Source organism: Desulfobulbus propionicus DSM 2032, assembly GCF_000186885.1.
Lineage (GTDB): Bacteria > Desulfobacterota > Desulfobulbia > Desulfobulbales > Desulfobulbaceae > Desulfobulbus > Desulfobulbus propionicus.
The window spans coordinates 801,436-823,189 of sequence record NC_014972.1 but is presented as its reverse complement, the minus strand read 5'-3'; the positions used below and the strand labels follow the sequence as shown (position 1 = coordinate 823,189).

The following is a 21,754-nucleotide window of genomic DNA, read 5'->3' as shown; positions in this document are numbered from 1 at the left end:
CCGTGGAGAATCCGATGAAGCATCTCGTTTTTTCTGTTGCCACCCTGTTGCTCTGCGCCAGTCAAGGGCTGGCCCTGGCCGCGCCTGAAATCACGGTATCCGCCCAAGACCAGCAGGCCGTCAGCGTGACCATCTACAATAAAAATCTTGCCTTGGTGAAGGACCGTCGACACGTGGTGATCCCCCAGGGGGTCCACACCCTCGCCTTCCGCGAGGTCAGCGCACGGATCAAACCGGAAACCGTCTTGCTCCACAGCGGCGACCTCCGCATTCTTGAGCAGAATTTCGAGTACGATCTTTTGACGCCCCACTCCCTGCTACATAAATATGTGGGACGCGAAGTCTCCTTGGTCAAGCGACACCCCGCCACCGGCGAAGACCAGATGGTGCCGGCCAAGGTGTTGAGTGCCGGGGATGGCGTGGTGCTGCAGGTTGGTGATCGCATCGAAACAGAGGCTGTCGGCAGGTTGGTCTATCCGGATGTTCCCGCCAACTTGCGCGATCGTCCGACCTTGACCATGCTGGTGGACAGCACCACACCAGGGGAGAGGGAGGCGGAGCTCTCCTATCTCACTGGCGGTCTTTCCTGGCAGGCGGACTATGTGGCCGAATTGAATGCGGCGGACAGCCAACTCAATCTCTCCGGCTGGGTCACCTTGACCAACGAAAGCGGGGCACGCTATCCCCGCGCTCGGTTGCAGCTCGTGGCTGGCGACGTCAACGTGGTCCAGCGAGACATCGAAGCCCGGGCCATGACCAAGGACGCCCTACCCATGGCCATGGCGCCCGCCCCCCAAGCCATGACGGAAGAGGCGCTCTTTGACTATCATCTCTACTCGCTTGATCGCCCGACCGATATTGGCGAAAAACAGAAAAAACAGGTGGCCCTCTTGCAGGCAGACGGGGTTGCGTGCCGCAAGGAATACCTGCTCGCGGGACATGACTATTACTACACGGCACAGGCAGGAGAAATTGGCCGCAAAATGAAGGTGGGTGTGTTTATCGAACTCATCAACGACACGGCATCCGGACTGGGCATGCCCATTCCCGGAGGAATTGTCCGCGTGTACAAAAAAGACGGCAGCGGCTTTCTCCAGTTTGTCGGTGAGGACAAGGTGGATCACACGCCGGAAAAGGAAACCTTGCGCCTGCATCTTGGCGACGCCTTTGATGTGACCGCCGATAAGCGGCAGACCGATTTCAAAAAAATCGAAGGCGGCGGCCGCTACAATTACGCCTTTGAAAGCGCCTACAGCCTCCAACTCAACAACGCGAAAGACGAACAGGTCACGGTCAAGGTCCGGGAACCGATGCCCGGTGATTGGCGGATCCTCGACGAATCCCTGCCGCATCGCAAGGAATCGGCCAACACCGCCTCCTGGCAGGTGACCGTTCCACCCAAGGGGAAGACAGCCCTCACCTATCGGGTCCGGATCACCTATTGAGCGCCGGACGAATTCCGATCACCCCTGCCTGCGAGGGTACCGGTGCAGGCCCCCCTTCGACTCAGCTTCGCTCGGCCAAGGAAACGAATTTACGCGCCGGAAAACCAATGTAAATCTGGCGCGGCCGGTAAATTTTTGTTTCCTTGTCCTCCCGCATTTCACGCCACTGGGCAATCCAGCCAGGAAGCCTGCCGAGCGCGAACATGACAGTGAACATATTGGTGGGGATACCGAGGGCCCGGTAGATAATGCCTGAATAAAAATCGATGTTGGGATAGAGGTTGCGGCTGACAAAGTAGTCGTCGTTCAGCACGATCTCCTCCAGATTGCGGGCAATGTCCAGCAACGGGTCCTGGACGTTCAGCACCGACAGAATGCCGTCACACGCATCCTTGATGATCTTGCCGCGCGGGTCAAAGGTCCGATAGACCCGATGGCCAAAGCCGGAAAGCCGGAACGGATCGTTCTTGTCCTTGGCCTTGGCGATGTATTTTTTATAATCGTTGTTATCTTTATGGATGGCTTCCAGCATCTGGATCACCGCCTCGTTGGCCCCGCCGTGCAGTGGGCCCCAAAGAGCGTTGATTCCGGCCGAAATGGATGCGTAGAGGTTGCCGCCGGAACTGCCCACCAGCCGCACCGCCGAAGTCGAGCAATTCTGCTCGTGATCGGCATGGAGGATGAGCAGTTTGTTCAGGGCAGCCACCACCTCGGGCAGCACGATATACGGCCTGACCGGCGTATTGAACATCATGTTGAGGAAATTGCCGCAGTACGAAAGATCATTTCTTGGATAGACCAGCGGCTGCCCGATGGATTTCTTGTAGGAAAAGGCCGCGATGGTTCGGATCTTGGAAATGAGCCGGCTGGCGGTCATATCGATATTTTCCAGCGGATCGGCGCTCATCTCCGGATAAAAGTTGTGGAGACTGTTGACCATGACCGATAGAATCGACATCGGCGAGGCGTTGGGCGGAAATTTGTCAAAGAAGTGGATCATGTCCTCATGGATCAGCGCATGCTGTTCCAAAAGGGTACGAAAACTTTCCAACTCCTCGCGATTGGGCAATTTGTTGTGCAGCAGCAGGTAGGCGACCTCGATGAACAGGCACTTTTCCGCCAGGTCCTCAATGGCATAGCCCCGATATCGGAGAATGCCCTTCTTGCCGTCGAGAAAGGTGATGGTACTACTGCACGAGGCCGAATTCTTGTAGCCGGTATCAAAGACGGTATAGCCAGTGTCGCGCAACAAATCGCGGATGTCGATGGCCTTGTCGCCTTCAACCCCCTCGATGAGAGGCAGCTCGAATCGATTGCCGTCGATGATCAATTCCGCGGTCCGGCCATTGTTGTTCTCAGACATGAAAATTTTCCTCCTGCACAGGGTGGTCGTCGATCTCAGGGAAGAGGTGGTGACTGCGGGGCGTCCAGGCCTCGGCAAGAACGGCAAAGCGGCAAAAAAGATGCATAGCCGGTGCGGTTTGAGTAGAATGCGGACGGAGCGATACCGACTTGGCGGACAATTCAAGGAAACCCCGAACCGCTACTCCTCCCCCCACGGACCGTGGTGGCCACCTTATCGTATTTACCCCTGAAATTCAACCGTCCGCGGGCTCGTACGCGAGTCGTCTTCGGATATCCACCAACCCCACTTCCCTCTCACCAACAGACAATGCTCAACGATCTGCACCAACAACGAAAAGCCATCCTCATCGCCATGGACTACGCCGTTCCCGAGGCTGACCGGGCGGAGGCGGAGGATCTGCTCGACATCTACCGCGAGGACCGTATTGGCCTCAGCCTACTGCTGGAATTCTATAGTTACCTGCCCGAAGCCCGGGAGGAGTGGGTCCGCGAGGTACGACTGGTCAACCGCCACCAGGGCATCTTTCTTTTGGCGGCCATTACCGCCGAACAACGGTACCTGTACCTGGTCTCCAGCGAGGGTATTGAATTTCAAGGCAGCATGAATGACGGATTTCTCGCCCGTGAGCTTCTTGATTTTTTCGGATACGACGACGCCGCCGCTTTCGAGGCGGTCTGCGCGGCCACCGCTGAAGCCCTGCCCATCTATGAACCGCTGCAGCTCGATGAAGATATCTGTCCAGCCTGCCACACCACCGCCGGCGAATATCACGAACTGGGCTGCCCGGTGGAGCTCTGCCCCTGGTGCGGCGGCCAGCTGATCCATTGCGATTGCCGCTATGAACAGCTCGGCCTCGATGCCATCACCACCGAAGCCGAATTGCGCCAGTTCGAGATATTGCTTGAGGACCGTGGCCGGATTCCCTATTCACGGGAGCAACGACCAAGTTTTGCCGATGAAGGCCCCGGCATTGTCTTTGATTAACCGCCCGCTGTACGGTCGCGCTCCAAAAAAATGATTCCCACGATCAATTCGGCATTCGTTGCCGCTCCAGATAGCGAAACAGATCGGAATCGGCCGAGAGCACCAGCGAGGTGTTCTTACCGATGATGGAACGATAGCTCTCCAGACTTTTCTGGAAAGCGAAAAATTCGGGGTTGCTCGAATATGCCTGGGCGTAGATTTTGGCCGCCTCGGCATCGGCCTTACCCCGAATCTCGGTGGCCTCCCGCTTGGCGGTTGAGGTGATCTCCTGCAATTCCCGGTCAACCCGTCCCAGGATCTCGGCCTTGCGGCCCTCGCCGGTCGAGCGTTTTTCCGCCGCGATTCGTTTGCGCTCGGAGATCATCCGGTCATAGACCTTCAAGCGAACCGACTCGATATAGTTGACCCGGGTAAACATCACATCCAGCAGTTCAATACCGTATTGAGGAGTGATTTTCGAAGCGGCATCCAACACCATCTGGCTGATCTTGTCCCGACCGACCTTGGGCGGCACCACCATATCCCGCGACTGCACCGTTGCGGCCATATAATCCGGCGACCAGTCGGAACTGCGGATGATTTCGATCAGATCGTTTTTGTTGACCAAGTCGCGCACCGTGCCAGCCAGGATATCGTTGAGCAGGGAGGTCGCCCGTCTTTCATTGCCCACGGCCTGGAGAAACCGCAGGGGATCGGAAATACGCCAACGGGCGGTGTTGTCCATGTAAATGAAGGTCTTGTCGTTGGTCGGAATTTGATTGGGGTCACCGTCCCATACCAGGATCCGTTTGTCGAAATATTGCACAACCTGGATGAAAGGAGTCTTGAACTTGAGGCCGGCCTTGGTCACGGGTGCACCAACCGGGGCACCGAACTGAGTGATGACGGCCTGCTGACCTTCCGGGAGGATGAAGAAGCCGTCCCAGACGGCGATGCCGGCAGCGATCAGCAGGATGAGAACGAGAGGACGAATAATTTTATCCATAAGTTTGTGTCGTTTGGCAGAAGTTATCGATTCGATGCACGCAAGAAACGAGGCTACCTGGCTGTGTCGGACGGTTGTGCCGGGCTTGCCTTTCGGGTCACATCAAAGAGCGGCAAAATGCTCTGCTGGCTCCTGTCCATGACATAAATATGCTCCACCTGGGGCAGAATTTCCTCCATGGCCTCCAGATACAGCCGCTGACGGGTCACACTTTCCGCCCCTTCGTATTCCTTGACAACCGCCTTGAATCGGTGAGTTTCGCCGTTGGCCCGGTTGGTCCGTTCCACCGCGTAGCCCCGTGCTTCCTCGACAATCTGCTTGGCGCTGCCGCGCGCCTTGGGGATAACCTTGTTGTAGGTTTCCTCGGCTTCATTGACCAGCCGTTTCATGTCCTGATCCGCCTCGTTGACTTCGTTGAAGGCCGGCTTGACCTGCTCGGGCGGATTGATATCCAGCAACTGCACGGTGACGACATTGATGCCGCACTGCAGCCGGTCCATTTGCGCCTGCAGTTCCTGCTTGGCGTTGGCCGCCAGGATTTCACGGTTCCCGAGGACGTAGTCGAAATCCATGTTGCCGACAATGCGCCGGGTGACCGTTTCCGAGGCGTCCCGCACCGTCTGAGCCACATCGCGGACCTTGAAGAGAAAATTCACCGGATCGCTGACCTTGTATTGAACGATCCAGGCTACCTCGATCACGTCCTTGTCGCCGGTGAGCATCAAGGACTCCATGTCGTAGCCCTTGCGTTCAAAGGTAGTGCTGATCCCCGGGGTGCGGGTCCGAAAGCCGAACTCCTCCTTGCGCACACTTTCCACATCCACCTTGGCCAAGTCTTCCACATAGGGAATCTTGAAATGCAAGCCGGGCTGAGTGGTCCGGGTATATTGTCCGAAACGGAGTACAACTCCGACTTCACCAGGCTTGATGGTGTAGAAGCAGGAAAACGCGCCCTGAAGAAGAAGAACAGCGGCCACAATGGCCAGCAGTTTGCCGGCTCCGGGCAAAAAACCGGCTGGCTGGACAGGTGACGGACCTTCTGAACCGCCCTGGGGGCGGCCCTCCTCTTTGCCCGAAAAGGTATCCCGGATTTTTTGAATAAGCTGGGCAAGGACATCCTCCGGTCCTGAAGGTTTTTTCTTCTGCCCCCAGGGCGGTTGTTCATTCATCGGCATGAAACGGCTCCAGTGGTGGTAGGTAATCAATGAGAGGGTCGTAATGCACCAGCTGCCGACAGGATGATCAGGCTATCCCGCGAGGGCGCGCATCATTGCGCCAACGGCAACGGTGCTGGAGACAACAAATTGCAGGCATATTATGCATTTCTCGGCGCAACGTCAAACAAGATCGGATGGCAATCGACGCTTTCTTCCCCGTGGCGTACAAGGATCAACCGGCCAGGAGAGAAACGACGGGCCCATTTATTCCATGCTCACGGCAAACAACGCAACTTTGGGGCGGGGTGCCGCCACCTCTCCGATAGACGGCCACGGCCGGCCTACAGGCCACTGACAAGACCGCAGGCAGCCCTGAAAAAATGGGCGCCGAGATTGGCTCGTGCCCCATCAGCGCGAGAAAGGCCAGCAGGGCGGCGCCAGCCCCAACGGCGATTCTGTTTGCATGAACTGCGCGAAAATGGGGATAAGGTTGGCGTGAAACCGTCATAGGCAAGACCGGAATACCTTGACATTGCCCTGATCACCATTAAACTACAACCAATTCATTGTTGACATGACTGGTTGTCAGCACCCCTTGCAGTTCCCGACAGAGAAGCGACAACCTCTGTTGTTCCCCACCAACCCCTGAGATGGATATGTTATGACCGCTTTATTGAGACGATGGACCCCTTTCTTGCTTGTAGTGTTTACACTTGCCTTCATGGAGGGCGGTTGGACCACCGATTACGCCGACGCGCGCTCTAAATCCGGTGGCCGCTCGTTCAGCAGCCCATCGAGTCGTCCTTCCCAACAGCAGGCGCCGAGCCAATTCAATCAGCGGCAGCAACAATCGCAACCAGGCAGTTTCAGCCGTGGCCTGATGGGCGGTCTGCTCGGCGGCGCCCTTGGCGGCCTCCTCTTTGGCAGCCTGTTCGGTGCCAGCGGCAGCGGCATGGGCATTCTGCCGCTGCTGATCCTTGGCGGCGTGGGCTATTTTCTCTACAAACGTTTTGTCAATCGCCCCGCAGCCCCCTCTTCTTCCGGCTATCAACCGCCCCCAGCGCCAAATATGTTCCAGGGTGGCGGCGGCCAGTTTGCCGGCAACACCGTTCCGCCGGTGCCTCCGATCCCACCCATTCGCGCAACCAATACGATGGAACAGGGCTTGGCCGAGATTCGCGCCACTGATCCTGGATTCGACGATAAATACTTTCTCGAAGTGGCCTCCGACGTGTTCTTCAAGATCCAGGCAGGCTGGATGCGACGCGATCTTTCATCCTACCGTCATCTGCTGGGCCAGCAACTGGCGGCGGAATATGAACAACATTTTGCCCGCATGCAAGAACTCGGGCAGATCAACAAACTGGAGAGCATTGCCGTGCGCAAAGTGGAAATTATTGCCGCTGGCAGCGATAACGGCGAGGATTTCGTCACGGTGTTGTTTACCGCCAACCTGCTCGATTACACGGTTGATGAAAAGACCGGAGCCCTTGTGGAAGGCAGCATGACCGAGCCGATTAAATTTGCCGAAAAATGGACCTGGGCACGACCGATGCGTACAGAAGATTGGAAATTGGAAGGCATTGAGGTGGTCGAAGGGTAAAACGCTTCTGCGCGTCACATTGCTTGTTCAAGCCGCATCCTTTTGGGATGCGGCTTTTTTATTGAATGAATCGCACTGGTTCTACCGACAGCACGGCAACAAAAAACCGCGCCGGCAACGGGTTGCCGGCGCGGTCAATGTGTTTGTCCGGAGAGCTTCCCCGTCGTCAACGGGCGTTGAGCTTTTCGGTCAGCACGGGAATGAACTGTTTGAGATCGGCCACCACCAACACATTGGCCACCTCACCGATGGGCGCATCCTTGTCGGTGTTGATGGCAACGATGAACTCCGACTTTTTCATGCCCGCCAAATGCTGGATCGCGCCGGAAATACCGCAGGCCACGTAGAGTTTGGGGGTGACCGTGCTCCCAGTGGTGCCCACTTGGCGGTTATGTTCCACCCAACCGGCATCGACCACCGGCCGGCTGGCACCGTATTCCCCGCCCAAAGCCTTGGCCAAAGCCTGCACCATGGCCACGTTTTCCGGTTTACCAACGCCGCGTCCGGCACTGACAATAATCTCCGCCTTGGTTAAATCCACTCCCTCGATCTTGGCGGCCTCGTAGCCAGTGCATTGTACCGTGCCGCCCGCCACGGTGTCTATCGCCACCACGGTGGGAGTGCCGACCGGATCCTCTTCCAAGCCAAAAGCTCCGGCCTGCAAGGTCAACACGGACTTGGCGGAAGTCGCCTTGATCTTCCGGCGCAACTTGGCATTACACACCGGAACAACCGGCAGGCCATCCTCAACCGCGATGACCTCGGAAATCTGGGCGGCCTTGAGTGCCACGGCAATCCTTGGCGCCAGGTCCCAGCCATAGGAGGAATGGTGGAACACGATCTGGTCCGGTTGCTCCTTGGCGATGACATCGAGCAGCAGTTGCTTGTGCACAGCAGGATTGTATTCCCCGTATTTGCCCACATCGGCCAAATACAGGGTCCCGTTGAATTGGGGCAATTCGCTGGGGCTGCCCACCAGGAACATCGCGGTTTCGGTTTGCAGCTGATTGGCAAAGGCAATCAGCTGCGAATATTTGACACGCAGTTTTCCTTCCCGGAATTCCGCCACAAGTAAGGTCTTCATGATTCTCTCCTAGGCCAACACGCCGGTTTTTTCTTTGAGCAGGTGGATCAGTTTGTCAGCCAGATCGGCGACATCGCCCTCCAGCACCAGGCCGCCCCCCTTTTTCTCCGGGAAAAAGCAGGCTGTCGTTTCTTGCAGGGTGTCCATTCCACCGGTATCGGGCGCCAGGGTGAGCAGTTCCTTCTTTTTGGCTTTCATGATATTAGGCAAGGTCGGATAACGCGGGGTGTTGAGACCCAGCTGACAGGTGAGCACCACCGGAGTGGTGGCGGTCACCAGGGCCTTGCTCCCCCCTTCCAGCTCCCGTTTGAGGTTGATGGTCCCGTTGTCGTAGGTGAAGCCGACGATGGTGGTCACCGCCGGCATGTCCAGCAGCTCGGCCACCATGACGCCCACCTGGGCGCTGCCCCGGTCCTGCGACTGCATGCCGGTGAAAATAATGTCGAACTGCTTGTCCTTGGCAAAACCGGCGATCATCGAGGCAATCTCGATCGGCTCCCGCTTATGGGAATCAGCGTCGTTGATGTGCACCCCACGGTCACACCCCATGGCCAAGGCTTTCTTGATGGTTTCGGTCACCTGGTCCGGGCCGATGCAGAGCACGGTCAGGTCGGCATCTTTTACCTGTTCCTTCAGCCGGACAGCCTGCTCAACCGCATATTCGTCATACTCATTCATCCGCCAGGCGAGATCCGCCCGATCGTACCAGGTTTTTTCGCCGTTGATCTTGAATTTGGATTCCATGTCTGGAACCTGTTTGATACAAATCAGTATTTTCATTGCTTCCCTCCAGCAGTCAGGCAAAGTGTGGTTACTCTATGGTCAACGCGAAATTCATACCCGTTCGGCAAGAATCTCGGCAATATCCCGGGGGCGCAGCTGTTCTTCGGCATTGGCGCCTTTGACGCCATCCTCGAACATGGTCAAGCAGAAGGGGCAGTTGGACAGCAGTTGCCCGGCCCCGGTGGCCACGGCCATTTCCACCCGCTTGATGTTAATCCGTTCACCTATATTTTCTTCGGCCATGATTCTTCCGCCACCTGCACTGCAGCAGAAGGCTTGATCGCGATTTTTGGCCATCTCGGTGATCTGGCCTCCCGCCGCCCGAATCAGATTGCGGGGCGCGTCGTACATCGCGTTATGACGTCCCAAATAGCAGGAGTCGTGGTAGGTACAGGCAAAGGATTCGGTTTTGAGCGACAATGTACCGGAAGCGACCAACTGTTCGAGGAACAGCGCATGCGGCACGACCTCAATGTCGAAATCAAAGTCGCGGTAATCCTTGGCCAGGGTATTGAAGCAGTGCGGACAGGTGGTGACGATTTTCTTCACCCCATAGCCCTTGATGATCTCCACGGTTTCCATGGCCAGGGTTTGGTAGAGATATTCGTTGCCCATCTTGCGCATCGGCTCGCCGCAGCATTTTTCTTCCTTGCCGAGAATGCCAATTTTGACTCCGGCAGCCTGGCAGAGCTTGACAAAGCTCTTGGCCACCGCGATGTTGCGCTTGTCGAAGGACGCGTAACAGCCGACAAAATAGAGCAGGTCCACCTCCGGATCTTCGGCCAAAGGTTTGATTCCCAGGGATTCGGCCCAATCGCCGCGGGAGGCGTAGCCCAAGCCCAGCGGATTGCCGTTGACCTCGGTCTGCTCCATGGCCGCCATGACCTCCTCGCCGGGAAATTCCCCTTCCATCAGCACCAGGTTGCGCCGCATCTCGATGATCTTGTCCACATGCTCGATGGACGCCGGGCAGATGTCCTGGCAAGCCCGACAGGTCGTGCAGGCCCAAAGAGCTTCGCGGCCGATGGTATCGATCAGATTGGCCTCCCGGTTCCCAAAGGCCACCTCACCGATCTGATTGACCAGTTTCATTGGCGACAGCGGCTTGCCGGTATTGAAGGCGGGGCAGCGATCCTGGCAACGCTTGCACAAAGTGCAGGCGTCGGCATCGAAGATGTCCTTCCAGCGCAGGTCCGTCAGTTCATTGGCCCCGAATTTTTCGGTGTTTTCATCCTCAAGATTGATCGTGGTCAGCTTGCCTGTTGGACCGCGATCGGCAAGAAAGGCGTTGGCGCTGGTGGTGACGATATGTCGGAACTTGGAGTACGGGATGACCGCCACGAACCCAAGCGCCAGCACCAGGTGGAACCACCATAAGCCGGCATGGAGGGTGCGCAACCCCTCTTCGCTCATCCCCCCCAGTAGCGTGGCTATTGCCAACCCGACCGGCGACCAGGCCGCGAGCGGCGTGCCCATCTCGGTCACCGCCATGCGGGCGCCTTCGATACAAAATCCGGTGAGGAGAATGGCCAACAGCAGGGCGTGCATCAGGGCATCGTCACCTTTGGTCACCAATCCTTCGGGGCGGATGAGATAGCGGCGTACCAGCAAACCGCCCAACATGGCCACGGCAAGCAAGCCAGCCAGATCCAGGGTCAGGGAAAACAGTTTGTAAAAGGTTCCCTTGAGGAAGGTGACGTCAAAGAGCAGATCGGTGAAATCCGCCTGAATCACGATCAGGGTGGTACCGATGAACAGGGCGAAAAACGACCAGAAAAAAAGCGCATGCGCCGTGCCCGGACCGGGCACCCGCATCACCTTGGTCTGGAGCAGCACATTCTCCAGCAGATATTTGATTCGTTCGCCTCGTTGGTCCGTTCGATCCAAGGGCTGTCCGAGACGATAGACCTTGATCCGCTTAAGAAAACCGATCACAAAAATGGTCAAGGCCACCAACAACAGGCCGTACATGGGTGCCAAGGTAGTAAACCCATGACCGACATTCCAATATATTTCACGGGTAAACTCCATCCAGGCTCCCCCTTCCTTCACGTAAACAAACGTTGTGTTTCATGCTTGCGCAGAAGAAGAGAGGCAGCTTGCGCCGCAGCTCTCTTCTTGTTTATCATCAATAGGTTAGGTGCTCCAGCCGCCTGCGGCGGCCGGAGTCTGTTATCGAGTCAAAGCGGCCCCGATAACCACGCGCTGGACTTCGCTGGTTCCCTCGTAAATCTCGGTGATCTTGGCGTCGCGCATCATCCGCTCAACCGGAAATTCACGGGTGTACCCATAGCCACCGTGCAGTTGGACAGCCTGGGTGGTCACCCGCATGGCGGTCTCGGAGGCAAACAATTTGGCCATGGCCGATTCCAGGGAATAGGAGAGACCATTGCTGGCCCGATAGGCGGCGTTGTAAATCAGCAGACGGGCGGCCTCGACCTGGGTGGCCATGTCTGCCAGTTGGAAGGAAACGCCCTGAAACGAGGCGATCGGTTTGTTGAACTGCTCACGCTCCTTGGTGTAGGCGAGGGCTGCATCCAGAGCTCCCTGGGCAATGCCGAGGGCTTGGGCTGCGATGCCGATACGGCCGCCATCCAGGGTTTTCATCGCTACCTTGAATCCCTGGCCTTCCTGGCCAAGCAGATTGTCGCCGGGAATGCGGCAGTTCTCGAACACCAGTTCCATGGTGGGCGAGGAGCGAATCCCCATCTTCTTTTCCTTTTTACCGAAGGAAAATCCAGGGGTACCTTTCTCGACGATAAAGGCGCTGATACCGCGGTGCTTTTCCGCATTCTTGTCGCTGCGGGCGAGCACCACGTAGGTCTCGGCCTCGCCGGCATTGGTGATAAAAATCTTGGAACCGTTGAGGATCCAGTCGTTGCCATCACGGGTGGCAGTGGTTTTGGTGCCCCCGGCATCGGAGCCGGCGGAAGGCTCGGTCAAGCCGAATCCACCGATTTTCTCGCCCTTGGCCAGCGGCACCAGGAATTTCTGTTTCTGTGCCTCGGTACCGAACATATAGATGGGATTGGCGCAAAGGGACAGATGGGCCGACAGGGTGACGCCGGTGGAGCCACACACCCGGGACAACTCCTCGACAGCGATGGCATAGCTGATATAATCGGCGCCGGCTCCGCCATACTCTTCCGGAAAGACGATACCTGTCAAGCCCAGTTCGGCCAGGCGATCAAACATCAGGGCCCGGTCAAAACGCTCGTTCTCGTCCCGCTCGGCCGCGGACGAAGCCACTTCCGTCTCGGCAAAACTGCGGACCATGTCACGGATCAAGTTTTGCTCTTCTGTCAATTCGAAATTCATGTGTATTTCCCCCAAGATAGTCTGTGTGCTCGTTCCGCGCTTGGCCCTGATCAATCTCTCGTAAACAGGTTCACGCACGCCTCTGTCGGCCGTTCACCCGCCCCAGGTGAACTCGCCGGAATCCCGTCTTGTCGGTGCATCACGGGATGCGCACCGTCGGCGCCGGATCAACCGGCGCTCAGTTCTGCTCCTTCAGTTGCACCATCACCACCGTGCCAGTGGCGCAGGTTGTGCCGGCGGCGAACACCACCAGATCGACGATCACCTTCCGACCTTTGATTTCCACCACCTTGCCGCGAATCTCCAACTCGGTATTGATCGGCGTCGGTGCCAGATAGTCCACCTTCAATGAAGCGGTGACGAAGCGGGAAATCGGCTTGCCATCCTGCCTGGCCTTGGCTGCCGCGGCGGTCCCCGCGCCGTGACAATCGATCAGCGAGGCAATCATGCCGCCATAGAGGAACCCCGGGAACCCACCGGTATATTTGGGATCAGGGGTATACCGGCAAACGGTTTCCTCTCCATCCCAATAACTCTTCAGGTGGTGCCCTTCAGCATGCAACCGCCCGCACCCATAGCAGTGGGCGTAATCATCGGGGTACTGATCCTGAAACGCCGGTTCACTCATTTACTTGTTCCTCCCAAGCGGCACCTTGGACGTGGTTCATGCCCTCGGTTCCCCCAAAAGCGCTCGCTCCTGGATTACTCGTAGGTGTAAAAGCCCTTGCCGCTCTTGCGTCCCAACCAGCCTGCCTCGACATATTGGCGCAGCAATGGGCACGGACGGTACTTGGAATCGCCCAGCCCCTGGTACAGGGTATTCATGATGGCCAAACAGGTATCCAAACCGATGAGGTCGGCCAGGGCCAGCGGTCCCATGGGATGGTTCATGCCCAATTTCATGACGGTGTCGATATCCTCTTTCTTGCCCACTCCGTGGTAGAGGCAGAAGATGGCCTCGTTGATCATCGGCAACAGGATACGATTGGCAATGAATCCAGGGAAATCGTTGGATTGGGCCGGGGTTTTTTCCATCCGCTTGGTCAGGGCAAGGGTGGTCTCCAGGGTCTCGGCCGAGGTGGCCAGACCGCAGATCACCTCCACCAATTTCATCACCGGCACCGGATTCATGAAATGCATGCCGATCACCTTGTCCGGCCGCTTGGTATGGGAAGCGATGCGACCGATCGGGATGGAGGAGGTGTTGGAAGCGAGAATGACATGCGGGGCGCAGATTTCTTCCAGATTTTCAAAAATTTTAAATTTGATCGCCTCGTTCTCGGAAGCGGCCTCGACCACGAAGTCAGCCGCAGCCATATCCTTCAAATCGGTACAGGTCTTGATCCGAGCAAGAATCTTGTCCTTTTCGTCGGCGGCCATCTTACCCTTGTCGACGTTACGCTGCAGATTCTTGGCGATGTTGGCCAATCCGCGGTCAACGAATTCCTGCTTGATGTCGTTCATGATCACGTTGAGGCCGCTGGCCGCGGCAACCTGGGCAATGCCGTTGCCCATCTGGCCGGCGCCGATCACGCCGAATGTCTTCACTTCCATCGCTGTTGTTCCCCCTTCGTTAATCTCTATTGCACCGGCTGGCCACCAGCCGGTGGATGCTTACTTGTTGCTGATCACCATGGCCATGCCCATGCCGCCACCGATGCACATGCTGATCAGACCGGTCCCATGCTGCTGCCGCTGCATTTGATGGATGGCGGTCACCATCTGCCGGGCGCCGGTGCAGCCGACCGGGTGCCCCATGGAGATACCGCTGCCCAGTTGATTGGGCTTTTCCACATCAATGCCCAACTCCAGCATACAGCCAATGGCCTGGGCGGCAAAAGCCTCGTTGAGCTCGATCATGTCGATGTCGCCGATGGTCTTGCCGCTCTGCTTGAGCGCCTTCTGGATAGCCGGTACCGGACCCATGCCCATGTAGGCAGGATCGAGGCCGCCAGAGGCAAACCCCTCGATGGTAGCCAAAGGTTTCAGGCCCATCTGTTTGGCCTTGGTCGCGCTCATCAGCAACACGGCCGCAGCGCCGTCGTTGATGCCCGAGGCATTGCCGGCGGTGACCGTGCCATCCTTGGCAAAAGCAGGTTTCAGCTTGGCCATTTTCTCCATCGAGGTTTCCATCGGCCGCTCATCCTGCGCGAAGCTCACCTCCTGCTTGCCGGCTCTGACTGCGATTGGCACGATCTCCTCTTGGAACAGCCCCTCCTTGATGCCCCGGAGTGCCCTGGAATGACTCAACGCCGCCAGCCGGTCCTGATCTTCGCGGCTGATGTTGTACATTCGGGCAATATTTTCAGCGGTGACACCCATGTGGTAGCCGTAAAAAATCTCATAGAGCCCGTCGAAGACCATCAGGTCGTACACCTCGCCAACGCCGGTGAGTTCCATTCGATACCCCCAGCGGGCCTTGGGTAAGGCCATGGGCACCATGCTCATGTTTTCCTGACCACCCGCTAGGACCACCTCTGCCTGGCCGGTCATGATCGACTGGGCACCCAGAGCGATGGCCTTGAGGCCGGAACCGCACACCTTGTTGATGGTGAACGCGGGAGTTTCCTTGGGGATACCGGCCTGGATCATCGCCTGACGAGCTGGATTCTGCCCCTGTCCGGCCTGGAGCACATTGCCCATGATTACCTCGTCGAGACTGATCTCGGCGGCGGCCGTATCCCAGACAGCATACTTCCGTTCCAGTTCGAGCTCTCCCTGATCCTTGAGCTTGCCAGGCGCCACCGACCGCATGTCCACGCTGGCTGTCGGCCGCAGCCCCACTTTGCGCAGGGTCTCGCGCATGACGGCCGCCCCCAGGGCGACAACGGGCGTATTTTTCAGACTGCCGCCAAAGGCACCCACCGCAGTCCGGCATCCGCTAACTATCACCACCTCGTTCATAGACCTCTCGCTCCTTGTTTCTGTTTCACATTCCATTGTCAGCCATTCAGATCGCCCTTGAAGACCGGTTTGCGTTTCTCCAGAAAAGCAGTGGTGCCTTCTTTCGCATCCGGGCTGGCCAGACAGAGGGCAAAGGCATCCCGTTCGATGCACAGCCCGGTGGCCAGGTCGGTGTTCAATCCCTGGTTAACCGTCTGCTTGGCCGCGCAGAGCGAGGCCTTGCCCTTGGTGGCGATGAGCTTGGCCGTCTCCATGGCGGCCGGCATCAATTCCTCCGGAGCAAAAGTCTTGTTGACCAGCCCCATCTCCTTGGCTTCAGGCGCGCTCAAATGCTTGCCGGTGAAAATCATCTCCTTGGCCCGATTGGCGCCGATCAGGCGGGGCAATCGCTGGGTGCCGCCAAAGCCGGGGATGACCCCCAGGGTGATCTCCGGCAAACCGAAGATGGCCTTTTCCGAAGCATAGATAAAATCACAGGCCAGGGCCATTTCGCAGCCGCCTCCCAAGGCATAGCCGTTGACCGCGGCAATGACAGGGATCGCGAGCCCCTGCAGGGAACTGATCACTTCTTGCCCCAATTGGGCGAATTTTTTTGCGCCCAGCGGCGTTAACGTGGCAATTTCAGTAATGTCGGCTCCGGCAATGAAGGATTTTTCGCCGGCTCCGGTCAGAATGAGAACCCGGATGGTTTCATCGTGCTTGATACTGTCGAGGGCAGCGGAGAGTTCCTCGAGAAGGGAGGAGTTAAGGGCGTTGAGGGCTTTGGGGCGATTGAAGGTCAGTCGTGCAATTCCGTCGTCGGTACAGGTGAGTTCAATGGATGAATAGGCCACCGTTTCCTCCTTGTTCAGGGGTGATAAGAAATTGCTGTTCAGTTCAGATGATCCATCAAAAAAAAAGGGTAGAGGGGGATGACAGGACCAGACACGAACCCCTTACCCATAAAAAAGTTCTCTGTTGGCGAGCAGCCTCGCTCCTGCAAAGCGGCACAGCACCCGGTATTACGGGAAAAAATCGGGTAGGCGCGAAGTGCGTAATATCTATTTCAAAAGGCTCGGGCTGTCAAACATTTTTTATGGAACCGCCAAGCGTCTGACAGGGCAGAAAACAGCGGCGTTTCCCCAGGGACGATCCGCCCCGATTCGCCGATCTTCCGCTTGACCGCGAGGCTGCGGCCTCTCCCCGGACGGAACGGCACCCCGTCCTCCACGAAAACAGTGCTCAGAGGGCTAGGACGGCCTCAACCTCAATATCGGCTCCCAAGGGCAGGGCGGCCACCTCGACGGCGCTGCGCGCTGGATACGGTTGCTGAAAATAATGACTGTATACCGCGTTCACCTGGTTGAAATCAGCCATGTCCGTCAAATAGACCGTCACCTTGATCGCCCGAGACAAATTGGTGCCGGCCGCCTCGGCCACCGCGGCCAGGTTGCGAAAAACCTGGTGGGCATGCTCCTCGATCGTTCCCTCAGGAATGGTGCCGATTTTCGGATCAATGGCCAAAGTACCGGACGTGAACAACAGGGTATCGGTGGCTATCGCCTGCGAGTAGGGACCGATGGCGGCCGGGGCCTTGGGGCTCTGAATTGGTGTTCTGTTCATCGTTTGCTCCTTGCATGTTGAAAAAAGCAGGCGGTTGCGTGAAAACACTCGCTCGGGTGGCTCTACCGCCCCGGGTAAAAACAAAAGACGCGCCCACCGCGTCATCAGGGAATTTTTCCTTGCCCTCTACAAAGTTCATCTTAATTTTTTGTAATTGTATAAACAAAATACATTTGCCTGTCCATCCCCCGAGAGGCACCACGCACCCGTCTTCAACTGGAGAACGCCCATGAATGCACGACATTATTCCGAACTCGGACTGGTCAACACCTCCGCCATGTTTCATCAGGCCATGGAGGAGCGCTTCGCGGTCCCAGCCTACAACTTCAACAACATGGAACAACTGCAGGCCATTGTCATCGGCTGCGCCCGATCCGCCTCGCCGGTGATTCTCCAGGTGTCAGGCAGCGCCCGCAGCTACATCGGCACGGCCTTCCTGCCGCACATGGCGGCGGCGGCCGTTGACCTAGCCAAGGAACACGGCTTGGCCATCCCCATTGCCCTGCACCTGGACCACGGCTCCGATTTCGAGCTGGCCAAGGACTGCATCGATTCCGGCTTTTCCTCGGTGATGATCGACGCCTCCCACCACAGCTTTGCCGACAACGTCGCTCTCACGCGGCAAGTGGTGGAGTATGCCCATGCCCGCGAGGTCACCGTGGAGGCCGAACTCGGCGTGCTGGCCGGCATCGAGGACGAAGTCAGCGCCGAGCACTCCTCGTACACCCGGCCGGAGGAGGTCGAACGATTCCTCGAACAGACCGGAGTCGACAGTCTGGCCATCTCCATCGGCACCTCGCACGGGGCCTACAAATTCAAGCTTCAGCCCGGCCAGGAACCGCCGCCGCTGCGTTTCGACATCCTCGAAGAAATCGAGCGACGGGTTCCGGGATTTCCCATCGTCCTCCACGGGGCCTCCTCGGTCACCCCCAGCCATGTGGCCATGATCAACCAGTTCGGCGGCAGGATGGACAACACCGCTGGCATTCCGGAGGAACAGCTGCGCCGGGCCGCGGCCTCGGCGGTGTGCAAGGTCAACATCGACAGCGACGGCCGCCTGGCCATGACCGCCGTGATCCGCAAGATATTCGCCGAAAAACCAGGGGAATTCGATCCGCGCAAGTACCTCGGCCCGGCGCGCGAGGAACTCATCGCCATGGTGATCCATAAAAACAGGGAAGTGCTCGGCAGCGCCGGACGGATCAAATAATCTTGCCGGACAAGGTCGTTGGGCGGGAGCTGGATGCTCCCGCCCGTTTTGCCCGCCTCAAAATGCGGAAAAAGGGTTGAAGTGGACACCAAGCTGTGGTCCATTGGACCAAAGAGAAGAGGTTCGGCTGGTTCGACGGAACTGAAAGGATCGAAACCTGATGAAAGACAACAGCAATCTGGTGTGGATCGACCTGGAAATGACCGGGCTCAATCCCTTCACGGATAAGATTCTGGAGGTGGCGACGGTGGTGACCGATTCCCACCTGGAGATCCTCGCCGACGGGCCGGTCATCGCCATTCATCAGCCCGAGGAGGTGCTCGCGGCCATGGATCCCTGGAACACCCAGCACCACCGGGAATCAGGACTGATCGACCGCGTCCGCCGCAGCACGTTCACCTGCCGCCAGGCTGAACTGGAGACGCTGGAATTCATCAAGCAGTGGGTGGATAAGCGGGTTTCCCCCATGTGCGGCAACTCGGTCTGGCATGATCGCCGCTTTCTCGCCCGCTTCATGCCCGAGCTGGAGCAGTATTTCCATTACCGCAACATCGATGTCAGCACCCTCAAGGAACTGGCCCTGCGCTGGGCGCCGGATCTGCCCAAATTTTCCAAGGAATGCCATCATCTGGCCCACGACGATATCCGCGAGTCGATTGCCGAGCTCAAACATTACGGTAACTGTTTCATCAAAAAAGACGGCTGAACCACCCGATTCGTCCGTGGCTGGGTGTCGCCGCCCCGCCGACGGCCGCCGTCCTTCCTACCTGTCGATCTTCAGTCCCCAAATCTCTTCCGCATACTCCTTGATCGTCCGGTCGCTGGAGAATTTGCCCATCCGCGCCACGTTGAGAATCGACCGCCGTATCCAGGTGGCCCGGTCGGCATAGACTTCGCCCACCAGCCGCTGGCATTGAAGGTAGGATTCCAGGTCGAGCAGCAGCAAATACGGGTCGTTCTCACTGAGCAGGTCGTTGACCAGCGGTCGGAACAATTCGGTGTCGCCGTTGCTGAAGGCACCGCCAGCGATCGCGTCGATGATCTCGCGCACCTCCGGATTGCGCTCGTAGATCTGCCACGGTTTCCGTGACTTGCATTTCTTCTCGTACTCCGCCTCCTCGGCGGTCATGCCGAAGATGAAGATGTTGTCCGCCCCCACCTCTTCCCGAATTTCGATATTGGCCCCATCCAGGGTACCGATGGTCAGGGCGCCGTTGAGGGCAAACTTCATGTTGCCGGTGCCCGAGGCCTCGGTGCCGGCGGTGGAGATCTGTTCGGAGAGATCGGCCGCCGGGATGATCCGTTCGGCCAGGGAAACACAGTAGTTGGGAATGAAGGCCACCTTGAGCCGGCTGCCCACCCGCGGGTCGTTGTTGACCACCGCGGCCACCGAGTTGATCAGCTTGATGATCAGCTTGGCCTTGACATACGATGGTGCGGCCTTGCCGGCAAAAATGATGGTCCGCGGCGTGACCGCCTCCTCGGGACGAGTGATCAGCCGCTGATAGAAATGAATGACGTGGAGCACGTTCAACAGCTGTCGCTTGTATTCGTGGATCCGTTTTACCTGGATGTCGAACAGGGTCTCGGGATCGACCTCGATACAGCAGGTGGCGGCAATGATCTTGGCCAGCCGCTTCTTGTTGACCAGCTTGACCGCCTGCCAGCGCTGATGAAAGGCAGGATCGTCACAGTAGGTTTCGAGATCGCGCAGCCGGTCGAGATCCACCACCCAGTCATAGCCGATCTTGTCGCCGATCAGCCCGGACAACTCCTGGTTGCACTTGAGCAGCCAACGGCGGGGGGTGATGCCGTTGGTCTTGGAATTGATCCGATCCGGATACATCTCGTGAAAATTGCGGAACAGATAATTTTTCAGCAATTCGGTGTGCAGGGCGGCCACCCCGTTGACCGAATGGCTGCCGACGATGGCCAGGTTGGCCATGCGCACCCGCCGCACCGGCCCCTCGTCGATCAGGGACATTTCCTGAATCTTGCGCAGATTGCCCGGATAGCAGAGGGCCACCTCTTCCAGGAAGCGCCGGTTGATCTCGTAGATGATCTCCAGATGACGAGGCAACACCCGGCCGAGCATGTCCACCGGCCAGGTTTCCAGGGCCTCGGGCATGAGGGTGTGATTGGTGTAGGCAAAGGTTTTGACACAGATGTTCCAGGCCAGCTCCCATCCCAACCCCTCGATGTCGAGCAAGAGTCGCATCAGCTCGGGAATGGCGATGGCCGGGTGGGTGTCGTTGAGCTGCACCGCTACCTGATTGGGAAAATCGTCAAAGGTGTCGTTATCCTTGCGATAGCGGCGGAGGATGTCCTGGAAGGTGGCGGCGACGAAGAAATACTGTTGTTTGAGGCGGAGTTCCTGGCCCTCGCTGATGTCGTCGCTGGGGTAGAGCACCTTGGAGATGGTCTCGGACTTGACCTTGTTCTCCACCGCGGTGATATAGTTGCCGGCGTTGAAAAACCGCAGATCCAGCTCGCGCGAGGCCTTGGCCCGCCACAGGCGCATGTTGATCACGTGATCGTTCTTGAACCCCGGCACCAGCATGTCGCAGGCCATGGCCATGACGATCTCAGTGTCGGTCCAGCGGGCACGGTAGCGGCCGTTCTCGTCGGTGGTGGCGGTGACGTGACCGTAGAACTGCACCGGGTACATGAACGAGGTGCGCTCGTACATCCACGGCGAGCCGAGCCGCAGCCAGCTGTCCGGGGTCTCGACCTGGTAGCCGTCGACGATCTTCTGGTTGAACAGGCCGAAATCGTAACGGATGCCGTAGCCGTAGGCTGGAATCTTCATGGTGGCGATCGAGTCCATGAAGCAGGAGGCAAGACGACCGAGACCACCGTTGCCCAGGGCCGCGTCCTCCTCGCACTCGCGCAACCGCTCCAGATCGTAGCCAAGCTGCTCCAGAGCCTGGGTGACCTCGTCCATCAGCCCCATGTTGATGATCGCGTTGCCCAGGGAGCGGCCGACGAGAAATTCGAGGGACAGGTAATAGACCCGCTTCATCTTGCCGGCGTAGAAGGTCTTCTGGGTTTTGATCCATTTTTCCATCAGCACGTCGCGCAGGGCATAGGACAGGGCACGGTAGACGTCCTGGTCGCCGGCCCGGTCCGGGTCGCGGCCCTGGAAGGACATCAGATGATGCTGAATGCATTTCTTGAACTCCTCAACCCCGGTTCCCTGAAAAATGGAAGAGTAGGCATGGTTGTTGGTCGGGGTCTCTGTGATTTGGTTCATACAACCTCCGCTGGGCAACAAGAAGGGAAATGGCGGCGAAAATATAGAAGTATTGTAGCG

Annotated in this window: 18 protein-coding genes; 5 read left to right on the top strand and 13 right to left on the bottom strand. The window is 57.9% G+C overall.

Annotated features, from left to right (window positions below; all coding sequences use genetic code 11):
* Positions 1-14 precede the first annotated feature (14 nt).
* Positions 15-1,445 carry a DUF4139 domain-containing protein gene (locus tag DESPR_RS03650; protein WP_015723465.1) on the top strand — a complete coding sequence of 477 codons (1,431 nt, stop codon included), beginning with the start codon at positions 15-17 and terminating at the stop codon, positions 1,443-1,445.
* 61 nt (positions 1,446-1,506) lie between these two features.
* Here the strand turns inward: DESPR_RS03650 and DESPR_RS03645 are convergent, their stop codons facing one another.
* A complete protein-coding gene (locus DESPR_RS03645) occupies positions 1,507-2,808 on the bottom strand; it encodes a citrate synthase (RefSeq protein WP_015723464.1) in 1,302 nt (433 codons plus the stop codon).
* A gap of 309 nt (positions 2,809-3,117) precedes the next feature.
* On the opposite strand from DESPR_RS03645, the gene DESPR_RS03640 reads away from it, so the two are divergent.
* Entirely contained in the window at positions 3,118-3,795 is a 678-nt protein-coding gene (locus tag DESPR_RS03640; protein WP_015723463.1) for a hypothetical protein, read from the top strand.
* A gap of 43 nt (positions 3,796-3,838) precedes the next feature.
* On the opposite strand, the gene hflC is transcribed toward DESPR_RS03640, so the two are convergent.
* Both hflC and hflK read right to left on the bottom strand, forming a co-directional pair.
* Positions 3,839-4,780, bottom strand: coding sequence for a protease modulator HflC (gene hflC, locus DESPR_RS03635; RefSeq protein WP_015723462.1), 942 nt, complete (start codon positions 4,778-4,780; stop codon positions 3,839-3,841).
* 53 nt (positions 4,781-4,833) lie between these two features.
* On the bottom strand, positions 4,834-5,955 hold the full coding sequence (hflK, locus tag DESPR_RS03630) for an FtsH protease activity modulator HflK (protein ID WP_015723461.1): 1,122 nt from the start codon (positions 5,953-5,955) through the stop codon (positions 4,834-4,836).
* A gap of 685 nt (positions 5,956-6,640) precedes the next feature.
* Here hflK and DESPR_RS03625 point away from each other — a divergent pair.
* Positions 6,641-7,540 carry a Tim44 domain-containing protein gene (locus tag DESPR_RS03625; protein ID WP_245529504.1) on the top strand — a complete coding sequence of 300 codons (900 nt, stop codon included), beginning with the start codon at positions 6,641-6,643 and terminating at the stop codon, positions 7,538-7,540.
* A gap of 166 nt (positions 7,541-7,706) precedes the next feature.
* Here the strand turns inward: DESPR_RS03625 and DESPR_RS03620 are convergent, their stop codons facing one another.
* The 9 genes from DESPR_RS03620 to DESPR_RS03580 form a co-directional block, all read right to left on the bottom strand.
* Positions 7,707-8,624 carry an electron transfer flavoprotein subunit alpha/FixB family protein gene (locus DESPR_RS03620; RefSeq protein ID WP_015723459.1) on the bottom strand — a complete coding sequence of 306 codons (918 nt, stop codon included), beginning with the start codon at positions 8,622-8,624 and terminating at the stop codon, positions 7,707-7,709.
* Positions 8,625-8,633: 9 nt separating this feature from the next.
* A complete protein-coding gene (locus tag DESPR_RS03615) occupies positions 8,634-9,404 on the bottom strand; it encodes an electron transfer flavoprotein subunit beta/FixA family protein (protein ID WP_015723458.1) in 771 nt (256 codons plus the stop codon).
* Between the two features lie 54 nt (positions 9,405-9,458).
* Positions 9,459-11,438 (bottom strand): heterodisulfide reductase-related iron-sulfur binding cluster, encoded by a 1,980-nt coding sequence (locus DESPR_RS03610; protein WP_015723457.1) that lies wholly within the window; start codon positions 11,436-11,438, stop codon positions 9,459-9,461.
* A gap of 141 nt (positions 11,439-11,579) precedes the next feature.
* Positions 11,580-12,725, bottom strand: a complete 1,146-nt coding sequence (locus DESPR_RS03605) for an acyl-CoA dehydrogenase (protein ID WP_015723456.1) — start codon at positions 12,723-12,725, stop codon at positions 11,580-11,582.
* Positions 12,726-12,903: 178 nt separating this feature from the next.
* Positions 12,904-13,353, bottom strand: coding sequence for a PaaI family thioesterase (locus DESPR_RS03600; RefSeq protein ID WP_015723455.1), 450 nt, complete (start codon positions 13,351-13,353; stop codon positions 12,904-12,906).
* Positions 13,354-13,427: 74 nt separating this feature from the next.
* Positions 13,428-14,279 carry a 3-hydroxybutyryl-CoA dehydrogenase gene (locus DESPR_RS03595; protein WP_015723454.1) on the bottom strand — a complete coding sequence of 284 codons (852 nt, stop codon included), beginning with the start codon at positions 14,277-14,279 and terminating at the stop codon, positions 13,428-13,430.
* A 60-nt stretch (positions 14,280-14,339) separates the two neighbouring features.
* Complete coding sequence (locus DESPR_RS03590) at positions 14,340-15,629, bottom strand: thiolase family protein (protein ID WP_015723453.1); 1,290 nt, start codon at positions 15,627-15,629, stop codon at positions 14,340-14,342.
* Between the two features lie 38 nt (positions 15,630-15,667).
* Complete coding sequence (locus DESPR_RS03585; protein WP_015723452.1) at positions 15,668-16,462, bottom strand: enoyl-CoA hydratase/isomerase family protein; 795 nt, start codon at positions 16,460-16,462, stop codon at positions 15,668-15,670.
* A gap of 388 nt (positions 16,463-16,850) precedes the next feature.
* Positions 16,851-17,231, bottom strand: coding sequence for a RidA family protein (locus DESPR_RS03580; RefSeq protein WP_015723451.1), 381 nt, complete (start codon positions 17,229-17,231; stop codon positions 16,851-16,853).
* A gap of 229 nt (positions 17,232-17,460) precedes the next feature.
* On the opposite strand from DESPR_RS03580, the gene DESPR_RS03575 reads away from it, so the two are divergent.
* Complete coding sequence (locus DESPR_RS03575; RefSeq protein WP_015723450.1) at positions 17,461-18,441, top strand: class II fructose-bisphosphate aldolase; 981 nt, start codon at positions 17,461-17,463, stop codon at positions 18,439-18,441.
* Positions 18,442-18,601: 160 nt separating this feature from the next.
* Positions 18,602-19,147 (top strand): oligoribonuclease, encoded by a 546-nt coding sequence (gene orn, locus DESPR_RS03570; protein WP_015723449.1) that lies wholly within the window; start codon positions 18,602-18,604, stop codon positions 19,145-19,147.
* Between the two features lie 57 nt (positions 19,148-19,204).
* Here the strand turns inward: orn and DESPR_RS03565 are convergent, their stop codons facing one another.
* Positions 19,205-21,694, bottom strand: a complete 2,490-nt coding sequence (locus DESPR_RS03565; RefSeq protein WP_015723448.1) for a glycogen/starch/alpha-glucan phosphorylase — start codon at positions 21,692-21,694, stop codon at positions 19,205-19,207.
* Positions 21,695-21,754 lie beyond the last annotated feature (60 nt).

Excerpts from the sequence above, each read along its gene's own strand:
- DESPR_RS03565 (WP_015723448.1), bottom strand. The coding sequence starts at position 21,694 with ATGAACCAAATCACAGAGACCCCGACCAACAACCATGCCTACTCTTCC.
- hflC (WP_015723462.1), bottom strand. The coding sequence starts at position 4,780 with ATGGATAAAATTATTCGTCCTCTCGTTCTCATCCTGCTGATCGCTGCC.
- DESPR_RS03620 (WP_015723459.1), bottom strand. The coding sequence starts at position 8,624 with ATGAAGACCTTACTTGTGGCGGAATTCCGGGAAGGAAAACTGCGTGTC.
- DESPR_RS03610 (WP_015723457.1), bottom strand. The coding sequence starts at position 11,438 with ATGGAGTTTACCCGTGAAATATATTGGAATGTCGGTCATGGGTTTACT.
- DESPR_RS03590 (WP_015723453.1), bottom strand. The coding sequence starts at position 15,629 with ATGAACGAGGTGGTGATAGTTAGCGGATGCCGGACTGCGGTGGGTGCC.
- orn (WP_015723449.1), top strand. The coding sequence starts at position 18,602 with ATGAAAGACAACAGCAATCTGGTGTGGATCGACCTGGAAATGACCGGG.
- DESPR_RS03575 (WP_015723450.1), top strand. The coding sequence starts at position 17,461 with ATGAATGCACGACATTATTCCGAACTCGGACTGGTCAACACCTCCGCC.
- hflK (WP_015723461.1), bottom strand. The coding sequence starts at position 5,955 with ATGCCGATGAATGAACAACCGCCCTGGGGGCAGAAGAAAAAACCTTCA.
- DESPR_RS03600 (WP_015723455.1), bottom strand. The coding sequence starts at position 13,353 with ATGAGTGAACCGGCGTTTCAGGATCAGTACCCCGATGATTACGCCCAC.
- DESPR_RS03645 (WP_015723464.1), bottom strand. The coding sequence starts at position 2,808 with ATGTCTGAGAACAACAATGGCCGGACCGCGGAATTGATCATCGACGGC.
- DESPR_RS03650 (WP_015723465.1), top strand. The coding sequence starts at position 15 with ATGAAGCATCTCGTTTTTTCTGTTGCCACCCTGTTGCTCTGCGCCAGT.
- DESPR_RS03605 (WP_015723456.1), bottom strand. The coding sequence starts at position 12,725 with ATGAATTTCGAATTGACAGAAGAGCAAAACTTGATCCGTGACATGGTC.
- DESPR_RS03640 (WP_015723463.1), top strand. The coding sequence starts at position 3,118 with ATGCTCAACGATCTGCACCAACAACGAAAAGCCATCCTCATCGCCATG.
- DESPR_RS03615 (WP_015723458.1), bottom strand. The coding sequence starts at position 9,404 with ATGAAAATACTGATTTGTATCAAACAGGTTCCAGACATGGAATCCAAA.
- DESPR_RS03595 (WP_015723454.1), bottom strand. The coding sequence starts at position 14,279 with ATGGAAGTGAAGACATTCGGCGTGATCGGCGCCGGCCAGATGGGCAAC.
- DESPR_RS03580 (WP_015723451.1), bottom strand. The coding sequence starts at position 17,231 with ATGAACAGAACACCAATTCAGAGCCCCAAGGCCCCGGCCGCCATCGGT.